The organism is Grimontia sp. SpTr1 (assembly GCF_947387585.1).
In the GTDB taxonomy this organism is placed as follows: domain Bacteria; phylum Pseudomonadota; class Gammaproteobacteria; order Enterobacterales; family Vibrionaceae; genus Enterovibrio; species Enterovibrio indicus.
On sequence record NZ_CANDOD010000002.1, the window covers coordinates 21,161 to 41,891 of the forward strand.

Annotated in this window: 24 protein-coding genes; 12 read left to right on the top strand and 12 right to left on the bottom strand. The window is 49.2% G+C overall.

Annotated features, from left to right (window positions below; translation table 11 throughout):
* Positions 1-28 precede the first annotated feature (28 nt).
* Positions 29-1,486: a M48 family metalloprotease gene (locus QL223_RS04275; protein WP_281544266.1), complete on the bottom strand. Its 1,458-nt coding sequence runs from the start codon at positions 1,484-1,486 to the stop codon at positions 29-31.
* 171 nt (positions 1,487-1,657) lie between these two features.
* Here QL223_RS04275 and QL223_RS04280 point away from each other — a divergent pair, with 171 nt between their 5' ends.
* The 3 genes from QL223_RS04280 (at position 1,658) to QL223_RS04290 (ending at position 4,549) form a co-directional block, all read left to right on the top strand.
* Positions 1,658-1,879, top strand: a complete 222-nt coding sequence (locus QL223_RS04280; RefSeq protein ID WP_002537956.1) for a sulfurtransferase TusA family protein — start codon at positions 1,658-1,660, stop codon at positions 1,877-1,879.
* A gap of 12 nt (positions 1,880-1,891) precedes the next feature.
* Positions 1,892-2,971, top strand: a complete 1,080-nt coding sequence (locus QL223_RS04285) for an AI-2E family transporter (RefSeq protein ID WP_002537955.1) — start codon at positions 1,892-1,894, stop codon at positions 2,969-2,971.
* 99 nt (positions 2,972-3,070) lie between these two features.
* A complete protein-coding gene (locus QL223_RS04290; RefSeq protein WP_281544013.1) occupies positions 3,071-4,549 on the top strand; it encodes an FAD-dependent oxidoreductase in 1,479 nt (492 codons plus the stop codon).
* A gap of 70 nt (positions 4,550-4,619) precedes the next feature.
* On the opposite strand, the gene bcp is transcribed toward QL223_RS04290, so the two are convergent.
* Entirely contained in the window at positions 4,620-5,090 is a 471-nt protein-coding gene (gene bcp, locus QL223_RS04295; RefSeq protein WP_002537953.1) for a thioredoxin-dependent thiol peroxidase, read from the bottom strand.
* Positions 5,091-5,311: 221 nt separating this feature from the next.
* Between bcp and dapA the strand changes: the two genes are divergently transcribed.
* Positions 5,312-6,190 carry a 4-hydroxy-tetrahydrodipicolinate synthase gene (gene dapA / locus QL223_RS04300; RefSeq protein ID WP_046302952.1) on the top strand — a complete coding sequence of 293 codons (879 nt, stop codon included), beginning with the start codon at positions 5,312-5,314 and terminating at the stop codon, positions 6,188-6,190.
* An 18-nt stretch (positions 6,191-6,208) separates the two neighbouring features.
* Entirely contained in the window at positions 6,209-7,234 is a 1,026-nt protein-coding gene (bamC, locus tag QL223_RS04305; protein ID WP_281544014.1) for an outer membrane protein assembly factor BamC, read from the top strand.
* 66 nt (positions 7,235-7,300) lie between these two features.
* Here the strand turns inward: bamC and QL223_RS04310 are convergent, their stop codons facing one another.
* From QL223_RS04310 to QL223_RS04330, 5 genes are all read right to left on the bottom strand, one after another.
* Positions 7,301-8,404, bottom strand: coding sequence for a phosphoribosylaminoimidazolesuccinocarboxamide synthase (locus QL223_RS04310; protein WP_281544015.1), 1,104 nt, complete (start codon positions 8,402-8,404; stop codon positions 7,301-7,303).
* A 208-nt stretch (positions 8,405-8,612) separates the two neighbouring features.
* Entirely contained in the window at positions 8,613-8,822 is a 210-nt protein-coding gene (locus tag QL223_RS04315) for a DUF2897 family protein (protein WP_002537949.1), read from the bottom strand.
* 2 nt (positions 8,823-8,824) lie between these two features.
* Positions 8,825-9,499 (bottom strand): M15 family metallopeptidase, encoded by a 675-nt coding sequence (locus QL223_RS04320; protein WP_281544016.1) that lies wholly within the window; start codon positions 9,497-9,499, stop codon positions 8,825-8,827.
* On the bottom strand, positions 9,496-10,632 hold the full coding sequence (gene dapE / locus QL223_RS04325) for a succinyl-diaminopimelate desuccinylase (protein ID WP_281544017.1): 1,137 nt from the start codon (positions 10,630-10,632) through the stop codon (positions 9,496-9,498). The genes QL223_RS04320 and dapE overlap by 4 nt, the downstream gene beginning before the upstream one ends.
* A 31-nt stretch (positions 10,633-10,663) precedes the next feature.
* Complete coding sequence (locus tag QL223_RS04330; protein WP_039849830.1) at positions 10,664-11,014, bottom strand: ArsC family reductase; 351 nt, start codon at positions 11,012-11,014, stop codon at positions 10,664-10,666.
* A gap of 204 nt (positions 11,015-11,218) precedes the next feature.
* On the opposite strand from QL223_RS04330, the gene QL223_RS04335 reads away from it, so the two are divergent.
* Complete coding sequence (locus QL223_RS04335) at positions 11,219-11,515, top strand: metalloregulator ArsR/SmtB family transcription factor (RefSeq protein WP_002537946.1); 297 nt, start codon at positions 11,219-11,221, stop codon at positions 11,513-11,515.
* A gap of 103 nt (positions 11,516-11,618) precedes the next feature.
* The gene (locus tag QL223_RS04340; protein ID WP_002537945.1) at positions 11,619-11,900 is read left to right on the top strand and encodes a helix-turn-helix domain-containing protein; all 282 of its coding nucleotides are present in this window, start codon (positions 11,619-11,621) and stop codon (positions 11,898-11,900) included.
* A 38-nt stretch (positions 11,901-11,938) separates the two neighbouring features.
* On the opposite strand, the gene QL223_RS04345 is transcribed toward QL223_RS04340, so the two are convergent.
* The 3 genes from QL223_RS04345 to QL223_RS04355 are packed head-to-tail and all read right to left on the bottom strand — an operon-like array spanning position 11,939 to position 13,082.
* Positions 11,939-12,295, bottom strand: coding sequence for an MmcQ/YjbR family DNA-binding protein (locus tag QL223_RS04345; protein WP_281544018.1), 357 nt, complete (start codon positions 12,293-12,295; stop codon positions 11,939-11,941).
* The gene (locus QL223_RS04350; RefSeq protein ID WP_002537943.1) at positions 12,296-12,733 is read right to left on the bottom strand and encodes a DUF1499 domain-containing protein; all 438 of its coding nucleotides are present in this window, start codon (positions 12,731-12,733) and stop codon (positions 12,296-12,298) included.
* Between the two features lie 13 nt (positions 12,734-12,746).
* Positions 12,747-13,082: a DUF2956 domain-containing protein gene (locus QL223_RS04355; protein WP_046302877.1), complete on the bottom strand. Its 336-nt coding sequence runs from the start codon at positions 13,080-13,082 to the stop codon at positions 12,747-12,749.
* 123 nt (positions 13,083-13,205) lie between these two features.
* Here QL223_RS04355 and QL223_RS04360 point away from each other — a divergent pair, with 123 nt between their 5' ends.
* The 5 genes from QL223_RS04360 to QL223_RS04380 all read left to right on the top strand — a co-directional run bounded on the left by QL223_RS04360 (position 13,206) and on the right by QL223_RS04380 (position 18,325).
* The gene (locus tag QL223_RS04360) at positions 13,206-13,526 is read left to right on the top strand and encodes a heavy metal-binding domain-containing protein (RefSeq protein WP_002537941.1); all 321 of its coding nucleotides are present in this window, start codon (positions 13,206-13,208) and stop codon (positions 13,524-13,526) included.
* 176 nt (positions 13,527-13,702) lie between these two features.
* Complete coding sequence (locus tag QL223_RS04365) at positions 13,703-14,188, top strand: DUF2919 domain-containing protein (protein ID WP_281544019.1); 486 nt, start codon at positions 13,703-13,705, stop codon at positions 14,186-14,188.
* Entirely contained in the window at positions 14,181-14,576 is a 396-nt protein-coding gene (locus QL223_RS04370) for a hypothetical protein (RefSeq protein WP_062663039.1), read from the top strand. The genes QL223_RS04365 and QL223_RS04370 overlap by 8 nt, the downstream gene beginning before the upstream one ends.
* A 114-nt stretch (positions 14,577-14,690) precedes the next feature.
* Entirely contained in the window at positions 14,691-15,587 is an 897-nt protein-coding gene (locus tag QL223_RS04375; protein ID WP_281544020.1) for a Dyp-type peroxidase, read from the top strand.
* Positions 15,588-15,883: 296 nt separating this feature from the next.
* On the top strand, positions 15,884-18,325 hold the full coding sequence (locus tag QL223_RS04380; protein WP_281544021.1) for a glycoside hydrolase family 2 protein: 2,442 nt from the start codon (positions 15,884-15,886) through the stop codon (positions 18,323-18,325).
* A gap of 89 nt (positions 18,326-18,414) precedes the next feature.
* Here the strand turns inward: QL223_RS04380 and crr are convergent, their stop codons facing one another.
* Both crr and ptsI read right to left on the bottom strand, forming a co-directional pair.
* Positions 18,415-18,924 carry a PTS glucose transporter subunit IIA gene (gene crr, locus QL223_RS04385; protein ID WP_002537936.1) on the bottom strand — a complete coding sequence of 170 codons (510 nt, stop codon included), beginning with the start codon at positions 18,922-18,924 and terminating at the stop codon, positions 18,415-18,417.
* A gap of 42 nt (positions 18,925-18,966) precedes the next feature.
* On the bottom strand, positions 18,967-20,694 hold the full coding sequence (gene ptsI, locus QL223_RS04390) for a phosphoenolpyruvate-protein phosphotransferase PtsI (RefSeq protein ID WP_281544022.1): 1,728 nt from the start codon (positions 20,692-20,694) through the stop codon (positions 18,967-18,969).
* Positions 20,695-20,731: the final 37 nt, after the last annotated feature.

Sequence of the window (20,731 nt, forward strand, 5' to 3'; positions counted from 1 at the left end):
CGTTTTAGTTTGTTGTTCGGGCGGTGACTTAGCGTTGCAACTCAGCGAAACGCGCTTCCTGCACCCTGAGCTGATCTATACGTGCATCGTAGCGAGCCTGATCAAGGCTGCCAAGCTCCACAAGCTGACTGGCTTGTGTGTAATTGTTAATGGCTTTGTGCCAACGTCCTTGAAGGGCATAAAGCTCTGCTTGTGCTGCAAGGGCGCCATGGCGGACACCTTCACTGTCGTAAGCTTCCTGAAGCAACGACCAACCGTTGGTATTGGTTGGGAAACGGTGTGTCACTTTCACTAAACCTTTAATCGCCTCTTCATAACGCCCTGCTTTTACCAACACGTAATCATGGTTCAAAAGTAATACGGCATTGTTTGGTTGGGTAGCGAGCGCTTTTTCAAGACGTTTCAGGGCTGCGTCATAGTGTTTCTGTGCGACATCTAAATCTGTCATCGCATCCAAATAGAAGCGGTTATTTGGCTGCGCCTTGTACAGTGGAGCTAAAAGCTTTCCAGCTTTATCAAACTGCCTGCTGTCGATATATACCAGTGCTTTACCGTAGTTAAGCGATTGAGCGCGGGCAGGGGAGGCTTTTTTAAGTTGGCGATCGAACCAGTCGATGGCGGCAGCACTGTCGATACCGGCAAAACGCGCGATCACACGGGCACGGGCAAGATGGTATTCCGGCGACAACGGAACAGTACGTTGCGGATATTGCTGCGCACGGGAGCGAGAGTCGGTGATACGCGAGTCTGGCAACGGGTGAGTCAACAAGAACTGTGGCGGTTTCGAAGCAAAGCGGTATTGGTCAGCCATGCGGGTGAAGAACACAGGCATCGCATTTACATCAAACCCTGAACGCGAAAGGGTTTCCAGACCGATACGGTCGGCTTCTTTCTCGTTGCTTCGGGTGTAGTTGATTTGGCTCTGAATAGAAGCTGCTGTGGTGGCTTGAGCCGCAGCAATGCCCGCTTGGGGCGCTGCAATTGCCAGCATCAATGAACCAACCAGTGCCGCCATGGTTAGCGGTGTTTGTCTTGCTTGCTCTTCCATGGCACGGGCCAGATGGCGCTGTGTTAAGTGTGCGATTTCGTGCGCGACCACAGAGGCGAGTTCACTTTCGCTCTGCGCATGGAGAAACAGACCTGTGTGTAAGGCAACGTGACCACCAAAAAAGGCGAAAGCATTAATGTCACGATTCCGTATCAGAAAAAACTCAAAAGGTGTTTTAACATCATTAGCATTGGCAACCAGAGATGCCCCTAAAGCGGAAATGTATTCGGACAAAACCGGGTCATTCACGATAGGCTGGCTGCCACGAAGCATACGCATGTAAGCGTCGCCGTATTCGATTTCTTTCTGAACAGTCAAAGTGCCCGCAGCGGCAGTGCCGATTTCGGGGAGATCGTTATACGACGTCGCCATCACAGGTGATGTGAGGGCAAGTGATGCAATAAGAAGGCTCGTTGTGGCTTTTTTGAAAAGCTGCATGACTGACGTTGGTGCCTCCAGCACGCGAAATCTTTGGGGTGTTGATATAGATAGACAACGAGGCTGGCGAGAGGTTCTGGCTTTCGCGGCGAGGTTGTCAGAATACCCAAACTACTTATCCGCGTTGTTTGAGTATACAATGCCGACGATAATAGCGGTCAGCGAGAAAGAATGGAAATTCAATCCCTTGATTTGCGTGAGCAGCGTTGCCCTATGGCGCTGCTTTTGGCGAAAAGAGCCTGTGCATCACTGAAGCAAGGACAGCAAATAGCGCTATATATTACGGACAGTGGCGCCTTGAAGGATATTCCCCGCTACTTGGAGAAGAGTGGTTTTGAATTTGAGTGCCAGCCTGTTCAGGGAGCGACGGTGATTAACGTCACCAAACTATAAACAGGAAACTACATGCTAGAAATGCTTAACCGTTGGTATCAACGACGGTTCTCAGATCCGCACGCAGTAAGCTTGATTGCACTGCTCATCATGGGCTTTGTGGTCATCTACTTTTTCGGCAACCTGATTGCCCCACTTCTTGTTGCTATCGTATTGGCCTATCTGTTGGAATGGCCTGTTGCCAAAATGGTGAAATTAGGACTGAACCGCACCTTGTCGGTGATCCTGGTCCTCTTGCTTTTTGTGGGTTTTATGATCCTCGCTTTTTTTGGGTTGATGCCAACGATCTGGAACCAGATCATCAACCTCATCGCTGACATTCCGAAAATGTTCAACGATTTCCAAAGCTATGTTTCCCATCTTCCTGATGAGTATCCTGAACTTATTCAACCGCATATGGTGAATACCTTTATTGACACATTGCAAAGCCGTGTGCTGGGTATGGGTGAAAGCGTAGTGAAAAGCTCATTGTCTTCGCTCGTGAGCCTCGCAGCTTTGGCGGTTTACCTCATTTTGGTGCCATTGCTGGTTTTCTTCCTGCTTAAAGACAAAGAGGAAATGATGCGTTCGTTTACCTCGTTACTGCCGAGAAACCGCCGCTTGACCAACAAAGTAGGGATGGAGATGAACGAACAAATCTCTAACTACATCCGTGGCAAAGTGACGGAAATTATTATCGTGGGTATCACCAGTTACATCACCTTCGCGATTCTGGACCTCCGTTACGCAGCGCTGCTGAGTGTGGCTACGGGCTTGTCTGTTCTCATTCCTTACATTGGCGCGGCAGCGGTCACTTTGCCCATCTTTATGGTCGCACTGTTCCAGTGGGGCATTAGCCCAGAGCTGGGTTACCTGATGCTGGCATACGGTATTATTCAGGCGCTTGACGGTAATGTGTTGGTGCCAGTTCTTTTCTCGGAAGCTGTGAATCTCCACCCAGTGGCGATTATCGTTGCTGTGCTGGTGTTTGGAGGGCTTTGGGGGTTCTGGGGCGTTTTCTTTGCTATCCCACTGGCAACTCTGGTGAAAGCGGTATGGAACGCGCTGCCTTCCAATGAACCGGAAGAAGCAATAGCAGAAACTAACAACTAAAATGATCTTCACCGTGATAAAGTGAGTACACAAAAGTAGGGACCTGAATTTGGGTCTCTCTTTATTTTTGCCAGTGCTTAAGGACTGGCTGCGATTAGAATGAACAAAAAGACCGAATTGTGTGTTGAGGGTAGTGTGTTGACGTCAAACAAACCGTTTACTGTTGGCATTGTGGGTGGTGGTGTTGCCGGTTCGACTGCAGCGTTGAAGCTATCGGGTTTAGGCATCAATACCGTGCTGTTTGAAGCAGGGGAAAGCCTCGTCAGTGGGCCACCAATTTGTCACCTGCACGCAGGGGGAAACCTGTATCGCGAGATTTCTGAACAGCAGTGTGTGACACTTTTGGAGCAATCTATTGCCACCGTTCGAGCCTACCCGCACTCTGTTAACCGACGTCCAACGGTTATTGCCATCCCGACCTCAGACCCGGGCGAACCTGAAGCGATTTTGAAGCGTCTCGACGTACTTACCGCGCATTACAAAGCGCTGGTTGAGCAAGACCAGAATAATGCCGTATTGGGGCACCCTGACGATTACTACACGCTGTTTTCCCGCGAAGATATGGCCGCTTTGGCTCAGTTACCACTGCCTGAATCACCTCAAACGCCACAGGAATGGATGATTCCTGTGGCGCACTACATGCCGCATGACAATTTTAAATACCCGATCGTTGTGGTTCAGGAGTATGGTCTGAGTGTTTTCCGTTTGGCTGCCACTGCTGCCCTGGGGCTTGAAAACTCACCACATTGTGAGATGAAACTTGGTCATAAAGTCATTGATTTGGTTAAAGAGCATGAAGGCTGGACTATTCACGCGCAGAACGTGGATAGCGAAGTGGTATCGCAACGTATTGATTACCTTATCAATGCTGCCGGTTTCCGAACAGGCAAGCTGGACGATATGGTCTCCTCGCCGAGAAAGCGTTGGGTCGAGTACAAGGCGGCATATGTGGCTCATTGGCCATCAAAACCCGGCCAATGGCCCGAAGTGATTATTCACGGAGAACGCGGCACGCCTCAAGGGATGGCACAACTCACGCCGTACCCACAAGGTTTCATCCAGCTTCATGGGATGACGCAGGAGATCACCTTGTTCGAAGGTGGTTTGGTGAAAAGTGATGCAGAAACTGCTTATCCGCCGCTGCCTGAAAGCATGGAGGTGAAAGCTGATGGTGGCTGGGAATGGTCTGAAATTCGTGAGCGTACTTCCCGTGCCATTTCCCACTTCGCCAATTGGTTACCTGCATTTGAGCAAGCCGAAGTGGGTGGAAAGCCGCTTTGTGGCGCTCAGCAAATTCCGGGAGACGACCCGAGTTTGCGTGCGGCTGACGCCTCCTTTGAAGGTGGGCGCTACGCACGTGTCGAGTTGGTTAAAGCCTCATCCGCACTGCAAGCAGCTGACCGCATCCTTGAGCAGTTAGAAGCGCTTCACGGTGTGACATTGCCTGCTGGGTGGAATATTCCAACACTGTCGCTGACCGAGTCATTGACTGAAGCACAGGTAGTAGAGAAAGCGAAAACGTTGACAGTGCTGAGAGGTTACCCGGAAGCACTGGCCATTCCGTTTCCAGAAAAATAGCGACCATAGTTGCGTTAGTCGCAAAAACAACAAAGGCCGTCATTGACGGCCTTTTTCGTTCCTGTAGGGCTTATTCGCCTTTCAGGTAGTTGATCACCACGTCGTGGTGGTCTTTGGTTTTGAACTTGTTGAACACATGTTCGATAACACCGTTCTCATCCACCAAGAAACTCAGACGGTGAATGCCATCGTACTCTTTGCCCATGAACTTTTTCAGGCCCCAAACGCCGAAAGCGTCGGCAACAGCGTGGTCTTCATCACTCAGCAAGGTGAAATTCAGCTCTTTCTTTTCTTCAAAGCCTTTCAGCTTTTTCACTGGATCTGGGCTGAGGCCAAGAACGACGGTGTTCAGTGCATCCAGTTCTGCTTTACTGTCACGCAGTGAGCAGGCTTGAGTTGTGCAACCCGGTGTCATCGCCTTCGGGTAGAAGTAAACCAGCACCTTGTTTTTGCCTTTGAACTGACTCAAAGAGACAGTGTTTCCGTTTTGGTCTTGCAGCGAGAATTCTGGTGCTACTGCACCGGCTTCGAGCGTTTGCATGTTTCTTCCTTCTTAATTTTCATGTCGCAACGAGTGAGCATGCGTCTCGTTAGAATACGTGCGTAAATCATTGTCGCGAGTGGCAATACGTCCAAGCGCACAATATCGTTCATTTTCTCGGTGATCAACCGCGCAAACACAGGGTATAAGGCACCTCTGCGTGCTTGTTTTTGCCTGTCGCCAAAAGTACCATGGGTCAAAACGCGTTTTTGGAGATGGAAATGTTTTCAGGAAGTATCGTGGCACTTGTCACGCCTATGGATAGCTCTGGTGAAGTCGATTACGCCAGTTTGAAAAATCTCGTTGATTTTCATGTTGATGCAGGCACTGACGCCATCGTCTCTGTCGGGACGACAGGTGAATCAGCCACTGTCACCGTAGAAGAGCATATCAAGATTGTTCTGAAGACACTCGAATTCGCCGATGGACGCATTCCCGTCATCGCAGGTACTGGTGCGAATGCAACCCACGAAGCGATTACCTTCAGCAAAATGTTTGCGGGTTCTGGTATCGCAGGCTGCCTGAGCGTAGTGCCTTACTACAACAAACCTTCTCAGGAAGGTCTGTACCAGCATTTTAAAGCTATCTCTGAGTCGAGCGAACTTCCACAGATTCTGTACAACGTACCAGGTCGCACTGTCGCTGACATGTTGCCTGAGACTGTCGCACGTCTTTCTGAGTTTGAAAACATTATTGGCATCAAAGATGCGACTGGTGATTTGGACCGTGTTCGTATTCACCGTGAACTTTGTGGCGAAGATTTTATCTTACTGAGTGGTGATGATCTCACTGGCCTGGATTTTGTTGCCGCTGGTGGCCATGGCGTGATTTCAGTAACCAACAACATTGCTGCTGCGCAAATGGCAAAAATGATCAAACTGGCGCTGGCAGGAGAAATGGACGAAGCCCGTTCAATCAATGAGAAGATAATGCCTCTGCACACTGATCTTTTCGTCGAAGCGAACCCAATTCCAGTGAAGTGGGCATTGCATGAAATGGGCTTGATTGCGGACGGAACACTGCGTCTGCCGCTGACCACTTTGGATGCAAAACTGCAGCCTAAAGTGAAGCAGGCTCTTGTAGATGCAGGCGTGCTGTAACGCTTCTTTGGAGTTTTAATGAAACCTGTTTTTAAGTTCGGCTTGAGTGCTGTGATGGTCGCCATGCTGGCGGCCTGCTCAAGCGCTGATTCGCGCCGTCAGGCGTCGGATGATTTTAAATACCTTGAAACACCACCGCTGTCAGATTGGAAAAACCTTCCCGATCAGCAGCCTGAGTTTTCCGGTGCTTACCGCATTCCAGCCAATGATTTCCAAGGCCCGGTAGGTCGTGATATTGATATCCGCCCCCCTCAGCAAATTCTCGAATTGATCCCGGGCGCGCGCTATGAGCGTGACAGACAAGGCGTCACCGTGTGGATGCCTCGTGAAGATCAAGCCCAGCGTCTTTGGTCAACCATCGAAGACATGGTCGCTAACTCCCAGATCCCGGTTCGAACCTCCTCGCCGGATGGTATTGAGACTGACTGGTTAGTGTGGACGATTGATGAAGATGAAGAAGTTATCGAGAGCCGTTACGTAGTGACGCCTGCTCAAGATCGTGGCCGCCAAGGTTTCCACATCGAAATGGTGGAATGGAAACGCAACGGTTCACCAGATAACCTGACTCAGGCATCACGTGACCGTTACAACGCCCAGATGACCAACATGATCACTGCCCGTTACGATGCCGACCTGCGTGAAGAAGCACGCCTGCGTGCATTGGAGTTGGTGAAGAACATTCCAATCAGTCTGGGCAAAGACCGTGGCGGTTCGCCGGTCATTATTGCCCGTGCGCCCTACGAAGTGTTCTGGGAGCGTTTCCCTAACATGCTGAGTGAGCTTGGCTTCACTATCGAAGACCGAAACCGTTCACAAGGTACGCTGAGTGTGGAATACAAGTCTCCGGACGACGAGTTCTGGGAAGAAATTGGCGTGTTGCCACTGCAACTTAGCAAGAAGAACTACAACATCCTGTTGGGTGATTTAGGTAACCGTACGTCGATTAACGTGACGGACAGTTCAGGCAAGCCTGTAGGTGAAGATGTGTTGGCAGGTATCGCGCCGGCATTCACTGCAGCTGTAGAGCGTTTGAACAACCAATAAGTCTGCACAGAATGAGAAAGAGGACGCCTTGGCGTCCTCTTTTTTTGTCCATCGCTTTGTTAGGAATCAGTCGATCAAACCGTATTCTTCTTTCAGGATATCAATGATTTCCTGTTTCGGGTTGTCACTCAGATGAATCGGTGCGCCAGTGATTTTCTCTGCAATACCAATGTAGGTGCGCGAAATGTCCATCAGCGCTTCAACGGACAGGTCGTTATCGCGTGCTAAAGCTTCACGCTCTGGCATACGTTCTTTGTTGAGCAGAATGTCTGGATCTGGGAAGTAGTTCAGGAGGAACTGGCGGAAGCCTTCTTTGGAGTTTTCCACGATATTGCCAGCTTTGTATTCCGTGGTATCCCAAATACGTGAAGAGTCCGGTGTTCCCACTTCATCCATGTAGATGAGCTTTTCTTTGCCCGCCGCATCAGTGACATAACCAAACTCAAATTTGGTGTCTACAAAAGTTTGGTCAATCGCTTCCAGTGCATTGCTGATCACACCAAAACCCTCTTTGAGCAGGGTTTCATATCGCGCAATGTCATCGGCAGATGAGAAGTTAAATGCAGCGAAGTTGTCTTCGATGTTCTTGCGGGTGATGTTGACGTCATCCGCTTCAGGCACACCTGGAATGCCGCTCAGGATACCTTTGGTTGATGGCGTGATCAGAAGTTCTGGCAAGGCTTTGTCTTTTTCCAGTCCCTCAGGCAATTCAATGCCGCAGAATTCACGCTCGCCTTTTGCGTAGGCACGCCACATGGAACCTGTGATGTATTTGCGGCAAATCGCTTCAATCATAACGGGTTTGGCTTTTTGAACAATCCAAACGAACGGGTGGGGAATATCAAGAATATGGCTGTCTGCCAGTCCATTTTCCTTGAAAAGGCGGAACCAATGGTTGGAAATGGCATTCAGTGCAGCGCCTTTGCCAGGGACACCTTTCAGGCCGCCTTCGGCATGCCAGATACAATCGAATGCGGAGATACGGTCACTGATCACCATGATGGCCAGTGGCGCATCAGGGGCGACGTCATAGCCTTTTTCCTGAATAAGACGTTTGCTGTCTTCTTCTGTCAGCCAGTAGACAGAGCGGACTTTACCGCTATGAACAGGTTGGTGGGTACGAATGGGAAGATCGTCGTTAACGGCGAGAACTTGATCCGCAAGGCTCATTGAGACATTCCTATCTAAAAGTGGCCGGACGAGGCTTCGTCACTGGCAAGACAACATTCTATGCGGTGAGAGCGGCGACTTCCTGACTCTCACCCTCCAAACGCCTTGCATGATACCAGAACTGAACATGGGCTGTTACTGAAAACGCAAACGTTTGCGCAAAAAGTTTCAGACACAAAAAAGGCGACCCTGTGGTCGCCGCTTTCGATCACCAGAAAGACGATTTGTCGTCGTCATCCTCATCATCGTAAGGTTTTCGCTCTTTCTTTTGCTCGTTGCTTTGGTCTTCATCTTTTGGCTTAGGCTTTTGCTTCATACCGAATTTGGCATTGGCCGTGTATTTCAGTGCCATGATGTTGCTGACCACAACGGCGACCACAATAAAGATGATCACGTAGGGATTGGTGAGTATATCCATGTTCAGACCTCACAAACGTTCGAGACGTACTGAGAATATATCCAATCCAGCTGGTTTAGCACAGTTTCCCGTCCAGCGATGTCAGAAGATGCGATCGCGGTGCGGAGTGCGTCTGGCGTGAGGATATCCAGCGCCCCTTGCGTGGTTGGGATGTGGCTGATATGCCAGGGCTCAAATGCCACACCGCCTCTATCTTCACGATAAGGAAGGTAAAAGCCGTGCGTTTTCATGTTGGCCAAAAGCCAATCAAAGAAAGGCTTTTGGTGTCCGGTAAGGTATTCCCAAGGTTCAAGCTGGATGGAGATACCTTCAGGCAGGAGGTTTATGGCATAGATGTCGATATCGGTGCCCCAGTGATGACGGCTTGCCCCCGGCAAGGCCGACCAGCGCAAAATGGCGCGCACTTTATCGTCATCGTTGAGTTGGCTGGTATCCAAAGGATTTCCGTCGCCATCAAGCATGGGGCGAAGACCATTGAACTTGTTGTCCCATATCATCTGCTGACGGCTGAAATCACGAAAGCTGCTGGCAATAGTGAGTTCAAAGCCCGCTTTTTCTGCCGAACTTTGCAGGGCCAAGAAATCCGCCTGAACTTCTTTATGCAGCATCAGACCCTCTGCGAGAGTACACAGATGGTCTTGTGATTGTCCTGTCAGTGATGAAAGGGTCCAACTCATTTTGCCAGCACTTTCTCCAGCACCTTCTGGTACATGTCAGTTAGTTTCTCGAGATCATCAATCTTCACACACTCATTCACTTTGTGGATGGTGGCGTTGACTGGACCCAGTTCAATCACCTGACTGCCCATTTGCGCGATAAAGCGACCGTCCGAAGTACCACCCGTAGTAAGAAGTTGAGGCTTCTCGCTGTTCACTTCGTCCACGGCTTCAACGACAGCATCAAGCAAAGAACCTGCATCTGTCAGGAACGGCAAGCCGTTGTAGGTCCATTTGATATCGTAGTCCAGACCATGCGCGTCGAAGATGGCGTGAGTGCGGGTTTCGATGTCCTGCGCGGTCAATTCGGTGCTGTAGCGCAAGTTGAACTGGACGTGGAATTCACCTGGGACAACATTACTTGCACCTGTTCCTGCCGAGACATTTGGAATTTGCAGGCTGGTTGGCGGGAAGTAGGCGTTACCTTCATCCCACTGAACGCTGGTCAGTTCTGCCAAAGCTGGCAGAGCAAGATGAACCGGGTTTTTCGCAAGGTGTGGGTAGGCAACGTGGCCCTGAATACCTTTGAAGGTGACATCACCAGTCAGTGAGCCGCGACGACCGTTCTTCACCACATCACCCACCGCGTCGGTGCTGCTTGGTTCACCCACAATGCACATGTCGATGATTTCATCACGTGCCATCAGGGTATCGACAACACGGGTCGTTCCGTTGATAAATGGGCCTTCTTCATCTGAGGTGATAAGGAATGCCAGTGAACCGTTATGATCTGGGTTTTCTGCGATAAAGCGTTCAGTTGCTACGACCATCGCAGCCAGTGAGCCTTTCATGTCTGCCGCGCCGCGGCCATGCAGGTAACCGTCTATGATTGTCGGTTCAAAAGGAGGCGTTTTCCACTGCTCTAAAGGGCCAGCCGGTACCACATCGGTGTGACCAGCAAAGGCAAACAGTGGGCCTTCGGTACCGCGACGAGCCCAAAGGTTGGTGGTGTCTTCAAACACCATACGTTCAATTTTGAATCCCAGCGCTTCGAGGCGCTCGATCATCAGTTCCTGACATCCTTCATCTTCTGGAGTCACGGATGGACGGCCTATTAATTCCTTGGCCAGAGACAATACCGCACTGTCTGTCATGGGGTTGTGTGTCCTTGTTCTTAAAACGGTGTTATTCGCTAAATATTGTTTCGTACTCTGCAGCTTTAAAGCCGAGGTGATACGTGTCGTTGTGAATCAAAAGAGGGCGCTTAATCATAGCAGGGTGAACCAGCATCAAAGAGACGGCATTGGATTCATCCAGGTTGTTTTTTTGTTCTTCGGAAAGTCCTCGGAAGGTGGTACCACGCTTGTTGACCAGTGCTTCCCAGCCCAGCTTTTCCACAAATTGCTTTAACATTTCCTGATCGATACCGTCTTTACGATAATCATGAAACGTGTACGGTTTGCCTTCCGCATCAAGCCACTTCAGCGCTTTCTTGATGGTGTCGCAATTCTTAATCCCGTAAACCATTGTGGTCATTCACTGTTTCCTCATAGTGCTACGTCGAGGGTGCTAGATTGACATTGCGAAGTGTTGAAAGCAAGGCGTGAAGCGACTTCACCTATCATTGAATTAACTTCTATTCGAATAGCTTCATAGATCAATTTCATTCAAAATTTCTACATTAGTGAGTTCTGATGTAAATTAATTAGATGAATCTAATTTAAAGGGTGTTTGCCAGCAATGGGTAAAGAACTACAACAACAAGCCAATGAGGCGGCCAAAGTGCTGAGAATTCTCTCGCACCCAGAACGGTTGATGGTGCTCTGTCAGTTACGAGAAGGGGAGAAAAATGTCTCGACTCTTCTTGAGAACAGTGCCTTGAGTCAGTCTGCTTTTTCCCAACACCTCACTGTGTTGCGACAAGCGGGATTAGTCGAGACACGCAAGGAGTCGCAGTCAGTGTTTTACCGCATTGCAGGTGGCAAAGTGGAAAACCTGATCAATGCAATTCAAGGTGCATGGTGTGGAGAGCGCTAACGAGCAAACGACATGCTGATGAATAGGCTTTCAATTTGATCAAGCGCAATACCTCCTTTGCAATTCATTGAATAATGGAAAGCAGTCATATTAGGAGGTCTCAATGGAACTGAATCCGGTTTTTGCAAGAAGACTGTATCTCGCTTTTTTGGTTGAAGAAATGGAACGTCCGAACGTTCCGCGTTTAATTGAAGCCACGGGCTGGCCACGTCGCACGATTCAGGACGTGATCAAATCACTGGCAGGGCTTGGTATTGAATTGTCATTCATTCAGGATGGACGCCGCCATAATGACGGATATTACCGCCTGACTGACTGGGGTCCGTTCAAACGTGAGTGGGTTGAAGACCGTAAACAGGACATCATGGGAACGCTTACGGTATAAAACAAAAAACGCAGCTAACGAGTCTGCGTTTTTTGTTTTCAGGCTTCGGCGTGAGCTGGCCTTAGCGATTTCTGAACGTACTTAGGCAGTTTATCCACCACCAGATGCCAGGAACGGGAAATGATATTCTCTATTTCCTCCGTTGGCAGAGGGCAGGTTTTGCCAAATTCTATCCACCCAGCCCTAGCCAGATGCGGTGCAGGACGGCAATCCGGGATCTCCGCCATCATAACGAACAAATCTTCCGGCACTTTGCAGGCCATCTTCTCTCCATCGTAGAAAATGCAAACCATCTTAGTCTGGTGCACGCTGTATACATCAACGCCGCCCCACTTTACATCATGACGGATACCCACCAGCGATGCGCAGTGTGCCTTGAGTGCAGGGATGTCCATTTACTTGATGAGTCCTTTTTCCTGAAGCGCTGTTCTTAGGGCTTCGACGCGTTTTCGGTTTACGCCAAAGTCAGAGTACCCAACGCGCGATTCAGAACGGACTATCAGCTGGTCGCCATCGATACGAAGTTCCAGGTCATCCACGAAACGCATGATTTTACTGACGCTCTCAACACGCACATAGCCAGGCTCCTGATCGCCAATACGAGTGCCTGGCATGCTGAGCGCGACTTCCAGAATAGGTGCTATCGAAACACTTTCTGCCAACTCAAATGGCGCAACGTTGAAATCTTCACGTGGGTCCTGTGTTGAGACACAGTTTGGTTTGTCGCCACATGGGGTAAGAGATTTATCGGTCACTGCGTCTTCTCCTTGTGCGCATCCGAGTGTGACTATCATTGCTACGCCGGCAGCGGCGAATGAGAGCGTCTTTTTCATTGTATATTCCCTGTTATTGGTTGCTCAGTATATAGGCTGCAAACCCCACCCAACTCACTATCAGGAGTCCCCAAGGCAAAAGATTGCGAGACGTAGACACTGGTTCAACGGTTTCTGTCACATCGTTTATGGATACGGTATCGACGTGTTTTTGCTTGAGTTGCTTTTTCCGTTCTTTATCGCGATCCCGAGCTTTGGCTTTTTGCTGTTTCTTGTATAGCGCAATCCCTTTCTCAATGCCTTGAGCAATCAGTTTTGTCTGCTCTTTGGTTTGCCCGGGTTTTTGGGTTGCCTTGGCAATTTTCATCGCTTCTTGTTGGGTCTCCGGTGAGGGTGTCGCATTACTCATTATTTATTCATCTTTAACCGTATTACGTTGTAAGCGATTATACCGATGATAAGGGACTGCCACGAAACCAAATTCTGAGAATCGTGTCAGACCTCTAATGACAATAAAAGGGAGAAAGGACAAATGATCTTAACCACAACCCCGACTATCCAAGGACGCGAAATCACGCATTACCACGGTGTCGTCGTAGGAGAAGCTATTCTCGGTGCGAATATCTTCAAAGATATCTTTGCGAGTATTCGCGATATTGTTGGTGGGCGTTCTGCCGCTTACGAGCAAGAACTCGCTAAAGCGCGTGAAATTGCATTTGAGGAGCTCAGAGAGCGTGCACGCGCCGCAGGCGGAAACGCAGTGGTAGGTATCGACCTTGATTATGAAGTGGTCGGCCCCAATGGTGGAATGTTGATGGTAAGTGTTAGCGGAACAGCAGTCACTGTCGGATAAATGTGAGCGAGCTAAAAGCTTGGGCTGAAATATACTGCGCTACACCGCAAAATGATGAGCCCGAGCTTTGTGCTCCCCATTACTACTGACAAAGTGCCAAGGAGGGTTATGAACAATGTTTTTTTGCATGCTTCCCTTTGCTGGTGGCTGCGCATAATCCTGAAGAAACAAGATAGATGAATACGCTTTTGTACCAATCTCCTGACTATTACGACAAACACGGAAACGCGAAGCCAAACCTGATGTTCTGGCTGACAGGCCTCTTTCTGGCGCGTTCTTGGATAGTGTTTGTGATTGCAGGCGTCAGCCGGGAGCAAGGCAAAGATTTGCTCTCGCTGATTTACCCAAGTCATGATGCGCTTTATGTCGGACTGGCGTTGGGGTTTCCCGCTGTGGCTTTGATGCTGATGGCTGGAAGTCTTCATCGTTTCCCTGCATTTTTTCAGCGTATTTGGCGGTTGGGTAAGTACATCCTCCTAGCGGCGTTGAGTGGTGATTTGATACTGCAAGTCAATCACCTGATGGTTCAGCGTTGGGAGTTCCACTGGAGCGGGGCGTTACTGTTACTGATGGCGATTTGGCTAGCGTTATACCTATTAAGAAGCCGCCGCATTCGGTTTTTATTTGAAGCCCCCATTACAAGAGAAGAAAAAAATGAATGAGTGGAAGAAAGGGCTTGTCCTGTTCAGCGCAATGTTAAGCCCCTTAGCCATGGCTGACTGGCAGGTTGATGTTAATTTCGAAATGGATCGTGCAGGCAAGCAACACCGTGCACAAACCTCCGTATCATTAGTGCCTGGAGAAGAAACTGTTCTGTTTGATAACGGTGAAGCGACAGGTGCACTCATTGGCAAAGCTGAGCTTTTGGAAGTGACGGCTGATGAGGTGAAAATTTCTCTTCTGGTTCAAGAACAGTGCGACGATGGCGGCTGGCGAACCATCATGTCACCCGTTGTCAGTGCGGGACTGAATACGCCGGCTTCTGTTAACCAGAGTAACGAGCAACTGGATGAATTTGCATCTTTAAAAGTGGAAATTACGTCGGTATAAGTGCCAGAAAGCCCACTTTACAGATCTGAGACAAAGTCTCGGCGCTTCACAGGTAATATGCTAGTTTTCTTAAAACTAAAATGAAAACTAGCAGTTTTTACTTGGAGGTAATACATGGCGGTTTCTCAACCGGCAATCGTTGCAGATGCAGGTCCTTTCGCACTGTACACAGTTCTGAAAGTCAAAGGCTCTGCTTCAGAAGTTCTAGCTCAGTGTCGCTCACTTCACTCCCTTGTTGATGATATTAATGCCCAGCAACCCGATGCTGATCTGAAAGCAGCTGTGTCTTTTTCCCCAGTTTTCTGCGCGGAAAACGGTATTGCGACACCGACTGATTTCTCCGCTTTCCGCCCTCTGGGCGAAGGTGATACTCATGCGCCCGCAACGGAGTGTGATATTTTCCTTCACGCCCACTCAACCCGTCATGATCTGAACTTCTTCCTGCTACGCAAGTTCTTGTCACCTATTGCTTCAGAGGTTGAAGTCGTTGATGAAACCTACGGTTATCGTTACCTCGACTCCCGAGACATGACAGGGTTTATCGATGGCACTGAAAACCCGGAAGGCGCAGAAGCGCGTCGTGATGTGGCGATTATCGCTGATGGCGAATGTGCTGGTGGCAGTGTCGTTATGATGCAGCGTTACGTGCACAAACTGGCAGCATGGGAGCCGCTGACCATCAAGCAACAAGAGAAAGTGATTGGCCGTACCAAGGCTGACTCGATTGAACTTGAAGATGTACCACCAACTTCGCACGTTGGCCGAGTAGATATCAAAGAAGACGGTAAAGGTCTGAAAATGGTTCGCCACAGCCTGCCATATGGCTCTGTGTCAGGTGATCACGGCCTGCTGTTCTTGGCTTATTGCCATACCCAACATGTTCACAAAACCATGTTGGAAAGCATGTTCGGTGAGCGCGATGGTAAAACCGACATGCTGCTTCGCTTTACCACACCGGTCACAGGCGCGTACTTCTATGCACCTTCAATGGAAGCGCTAGAAAGTATCTGACTTATCAATGCTTTGAATTTTATTGATAACATTAAAAGCACCGTTGATTGGTGCTTTTTTTATGTAAATTTGTGAGCGCGGCTAAAAGGGCTTTTCCGGTTTTTTGAGCCAGATTTTGGAAATGACAATTGGCGGTCTGATGCGCCCTTATTCTACTCGACGGCCTTTCATATCTGTGGTGTTCTCAGCCCAGTTTTTGTGTTTTGAGAGTCGTTGAATGGGCGTGGCAATAAGGACGCTTTGCAGTATCAAGGAAATAGCGGTTCGCGGCATCTCGTACTATCCGGAGAAATTGCGTGACCCAATTAATACTCGATGGTGAATGGACACTGGCATCCTTCACGAATGACAGCATTGTCGCACCGATCCAAATCCCTGGTGATGTTCACAGTGCCTTGTTGGTCGCTGATAAAATCCCTGACCCTTATTACGGCTGCAATGAAACTGACGTTCAATGGGTTAGTGAGCATGATTGGCTCCTGACGAAATCGTTCGAGGCTGATTCATCAACGCTGGAAGCACCTCGTGTTGACTTAATACTCAGCATGGTTGATACCGTGGCATCTGTGGCAGTGAATGGCGAGGTTGTCTTGCTGTGCGCCAATATGTTCCGAGAATATCGAGTTGATGTGCGTCCTTACCTCAAGCAAGGTGAGAACATTCTGACTGTCACCTTGAAGCGTGCCGATATTGAGGCGAAAGCACGTGCTGAACGTTTGCCATTTCCTGTGCCTTGGGCGGTGGGTAATAATCAAATTCCTCACATGAATACCCTTCGCAAAACCCAATGCCACGCTGGCTGGGACTGGGGTATTTGTCTGCTTGCTAGCGGAATCTACGACAGCGTGAAGCTGCAGCCAATCCACAATATGGTACTCAAAGGTGTTCGCACTGCCCAGCAATGGCAAAGTAATGGCCAATGCGATCTGACCGTTTCTATCGATGCAGAAACCGTCGGCACTGATTCTGTGGCTATTGAATGTGTGCTGACATCTCCTTGTGGTGAGTCGCAAAGCGCTACCATTGCAGCGGATGCTGAGTCTTTGGCATGTGGCTTCACGATAACTCACCCAGAGCGCTGGTGGCCAGCTGGGTATGGTGGCCAACCACTCTACTCACTGACCGTATCGGTTGATGGTCAACAGGTCACCAAACGCATTGGTTTGCGAGAACTCCATTTGGATACCACGCCAGATGAAGCGGGTTCGGCAATGACTTTTGTGATGAATGGTAAAGCGATCATGTCCAAAGGGGCCAATTGGATTCCGTTGGATGCCATGCCGGGATTGCAAACACCAGACCGCTACCGCCAGCTTTTAGAAGATGCGAAAGCGGCGAACATGAATATGATTCGTGTCTGGGGCGGCGGCATGTATGAGCGTGACTGCTTCTACGAATTGTGCGATGAGCTAGGTCTGATGGTGTGGCAAGATCTCATGTTCGCCTGCGCGCTATATCCTTCAACGCCAGAATTTCTGAAAGATGTAGAGTTGGAAGTTGCGTACCAGGTGCGTCGTCTCAGCGATCATGCCTCTATTGCCCTGTGGTGTGGCGATAACGAAGTCATTGGTGCGATCGGTTGGTATCCAGAGTCGCGCACCAACCGCGAAAAGTACGTGGTGAATTATGACCGCCTTAACCGGGTGCTTCAGGAAATGGTTGAGCGTGAGGATCCTTACCGCCGTTTCTGGGCGAGTTCGCCTTGTAATGGTGAGTTGGACTTCGGTGATGCCTGGCATGATGACAACAAGGGTGACATGCACTTCTGGGATGTGTGGCACTCAGGAAAGTCCTTTGATGCCTACCACACCGTGAAGCCGCGTTTTTGTAGTGAGTTTGGTTATCAGTCCTGGCCATCTCTGCCAACAGTGAAAACTTTCGCATCGGAAGATGACTGGAACGTCACATCACCGACCTTTGAGCAACACCAGAAGAATGGACGTGGCAATAGCATCATGACGGAGATGTTCACCCGCTACTTCCGCTTCCCTAAAGATTTCGCACAGATGTTATATCTGAGCCAGGTCCAGCAGGCACTGGCAATTAAAACAGCGAGTGAATACTGGCGCGCCAACAAACCACTGTGCCGAGGGATTCTTTACTGGCAACTTAACGATTGTTGGCCAGTGAGCTCGTGGTCAAGCATTGAGTATACGGGGCGCTGGAAGCAACTCCACTATCATGCCAAGCGCTTTTTTGACGTTCAGGCGGCGGTATTTGTGGAAGAGCAAGATGCGTTGGCACTTCGTCTGATCAATGATGAACACCGGAATGTGGATGCTAAAGGGCAGGTGACTTGGTATGACTGGCAAGGTGAAGTGATCGACACCTGGCCGTTTGAAACTAAGTTGGGCGAAGATGACAACCAAACAGTTTGGCAATGCGACAGACAAGTGATTGATGAGCGTAAGCATCAGGGCTTCTTCCATGTAGTCATGGAATGCGAGGGCAAGGAGAGCACCAATACCTGGTTTGATGATGTTTATAAACGCCTACCACTACCTAAGGCTTCAGTGGATGTTGAAATCATAGAAGGGATGGATGGCTTGCGGCTGGTATTGACGTCAGATCTGCCAGCATTCTTCGTTCATCTTGAGTTTGAAGGCGAGGGACGCTTCAGTGACAGCAGTTTCACGCTGATGCCTTGCTCTCCGGTCACAGTAAACTTCGAAGGCTGTGCTGATGTAGAGGCAATGAAAGCAGGGCTTCGTGTTTACCAACTGTCAGAGACGTTTTAAACAACAAGGGAGGCGATTGCCTCCCTTTCACTTTTTAACAGACACAAAAAAGCGCAGCCAAAGCTGCGCTTTTTCTTGCGATTCAAGAATTACTTCTTAATGCGCAGTACTGGCGTTTCACCAACAGAAACGGCACCAGAAAGCTTGTTCAGCTCTTTGATTTCGTCCATGTTAGAGATAACGACAGGAGTCAGGGTAGACTTCGCTTTCTCTTCCAGCATAGCCAGATCGAATTCGATGATTGGGTCGCCAACTTTAACAGTCTGACCTTCTTCAGCGATGCGCTTGAAGCCTTCACCTTTCAGTTCAACGGTATCAATACCGAAGTGAACGAACAGCTCGATGCCGTCTTCAGATTCGATAGAGAACGCGTGGTTAGTTTCGAAAATCTTACCAATGGTACCGTTTACTGGTGCAACCATTTTGTCGCCAGCTGGTTTGATCGCGATGCCGTCGCCCACGATTTTCTCAGCGAAAACAACGTCTGGCACGTCTTCGATATTTACGATTTCACCAGACAGTGGTGCGATGATTTCGATCGCGCCTGCGTCGTTGCTGTCGTCAGAAACCAGCTTCTTCAGTTTGTCAAACAGACCCATAGTGTTTGCTCCTAAGCGTTATCAATTCTTTGCTGCTGTATCTTAGCAGACAGTTTTCTCTGCAATGAATTTATCTACGTGCGCAGTAATTTCTGCAGCAGTAGGCATTGCCAGTGCTTCTTCCGCCATTGCCTTAACATCAGCAAAGTTAGCATTACGGATGATCTTCTTGATTCGTGGAATAGAGATACCACTCATGCTGAACTCATCAAGACCCATACCCATCAGAAGCAGTGTTGCACGCTCATCGCCTGCCAACTCACCACACATGCCAGTCCACTTACCTTCTTTGTGAGAAGCGTCGATGACTTGCTTGATAACGGTCAGTACTGCTGGAGACAGTGGGTTGTATAGGTGAGAGATCAGCTCGTTACCACGGTCAACCGCAAGAGTATACTGGGTTAAGTCGTTTGTACCAATGCTAAAGAACTCAACTTCTTTTGCAAGGTGGTGAGCAATTGCAGCTGCAGCAGGCGTTTCAACCATGACACCGATTTCGATGTTCTCGTCAAATGCCAGACCTTCAGCACGCAGTTCCGCTTTGTACTCTTCAATTGCTTTTTTCAGCTCACGGATTTCTTCAACAGAGATGATCATTGGGAACATCACGCGAAGTTTACCGTGTGCAGAAGCACGCAGGATTGCACGCAGCTGGTCGCGAAGGATTTCACGACGGTCCAGGCTGATGCGAACTGCACGCCAACCCAGGAACGGGTTCATTTCTTTTGGCAGATCCATGTATGGCAGATCTTTGTCACCACCGATATCCATAGTACGGATAATCACTGGATGGCCATGCATCGCTTCTGCAACTTCTTTGTACGCTTTGTACTGAATTTCTTCAGTTGGCAGCGCATCGCGGTCCATGAACAGGAATTCGGTACGGTACAGGCCAACACCTTCGCCACCGTTACGGTTAACACCATCACAGTCTTTCACTGTACCGATGTTGCCGCAAACTTCTACTTGGTGGCCATCCAGAGTCACAGCTGGCAGGTCTTTCAGTTTTGCCAGCTCTTCTTTCTCTGCGATGAACTCATCACGGATCGCTTTGAATTTGGTCAGTTCTTCTTCGCTTGGGTTGATAACAATCGTGTTGTTGATTGCATCAAGAACCAGCATGTCGCCGTTGTTCACACGCTTAGTGATGTCGTTGGTGCCAACGATCGCAGGCAGTTCCAGAGAACGCGCCATGATAGAAGTGTGAGACGTGCGACCACCGATATCGGTGATGAAACCCAGCACGTAGTCCAGGTTGATTTGCGCAGTTTCAGAAGGAGTCAGGTCGTTAGCGACCAGAATCACTTCTTCGTTGATTGCGCTCAGGGACACGATGTTGATACCCAGTGCGTTCTTAACAAAACGTGAGCCGATGTCACGAATGTCAGTAGCACGCTCTTTCAGGTATTCGTCGTCCAGAGATTCTAGGGTAACTGCTTGCTCTTCGATAACGCTGTAGATCGCGTATTCGGTAGAAGCATTGTTTTCTTTAATGAAAGCTATGATTTCTTCTTCTAGCTCTTCATCTTCAAGCAGCATGATGTGACCTTCAAAGATCGCTTCTTTCTCTTCACCGAAAGTTTCGCGCGCCTTGTCTTTTATCACTTCAAGTTGCTGTTTAGATTTTTCGCGTGCGTCGTAAAGACGAGCGATTTCTGCGTCTAGCTGGTCAGCTGGAACTGGATTTTTGTTGATGACGATGTCGTCTTCTTGGAGTAGCAGCGCTTTACCAAAAGCAATACCAGGAGATGCCAGGATACCTGAAATCATAGCTTTACCCTACATTGATCAAATTGAAATACTAATG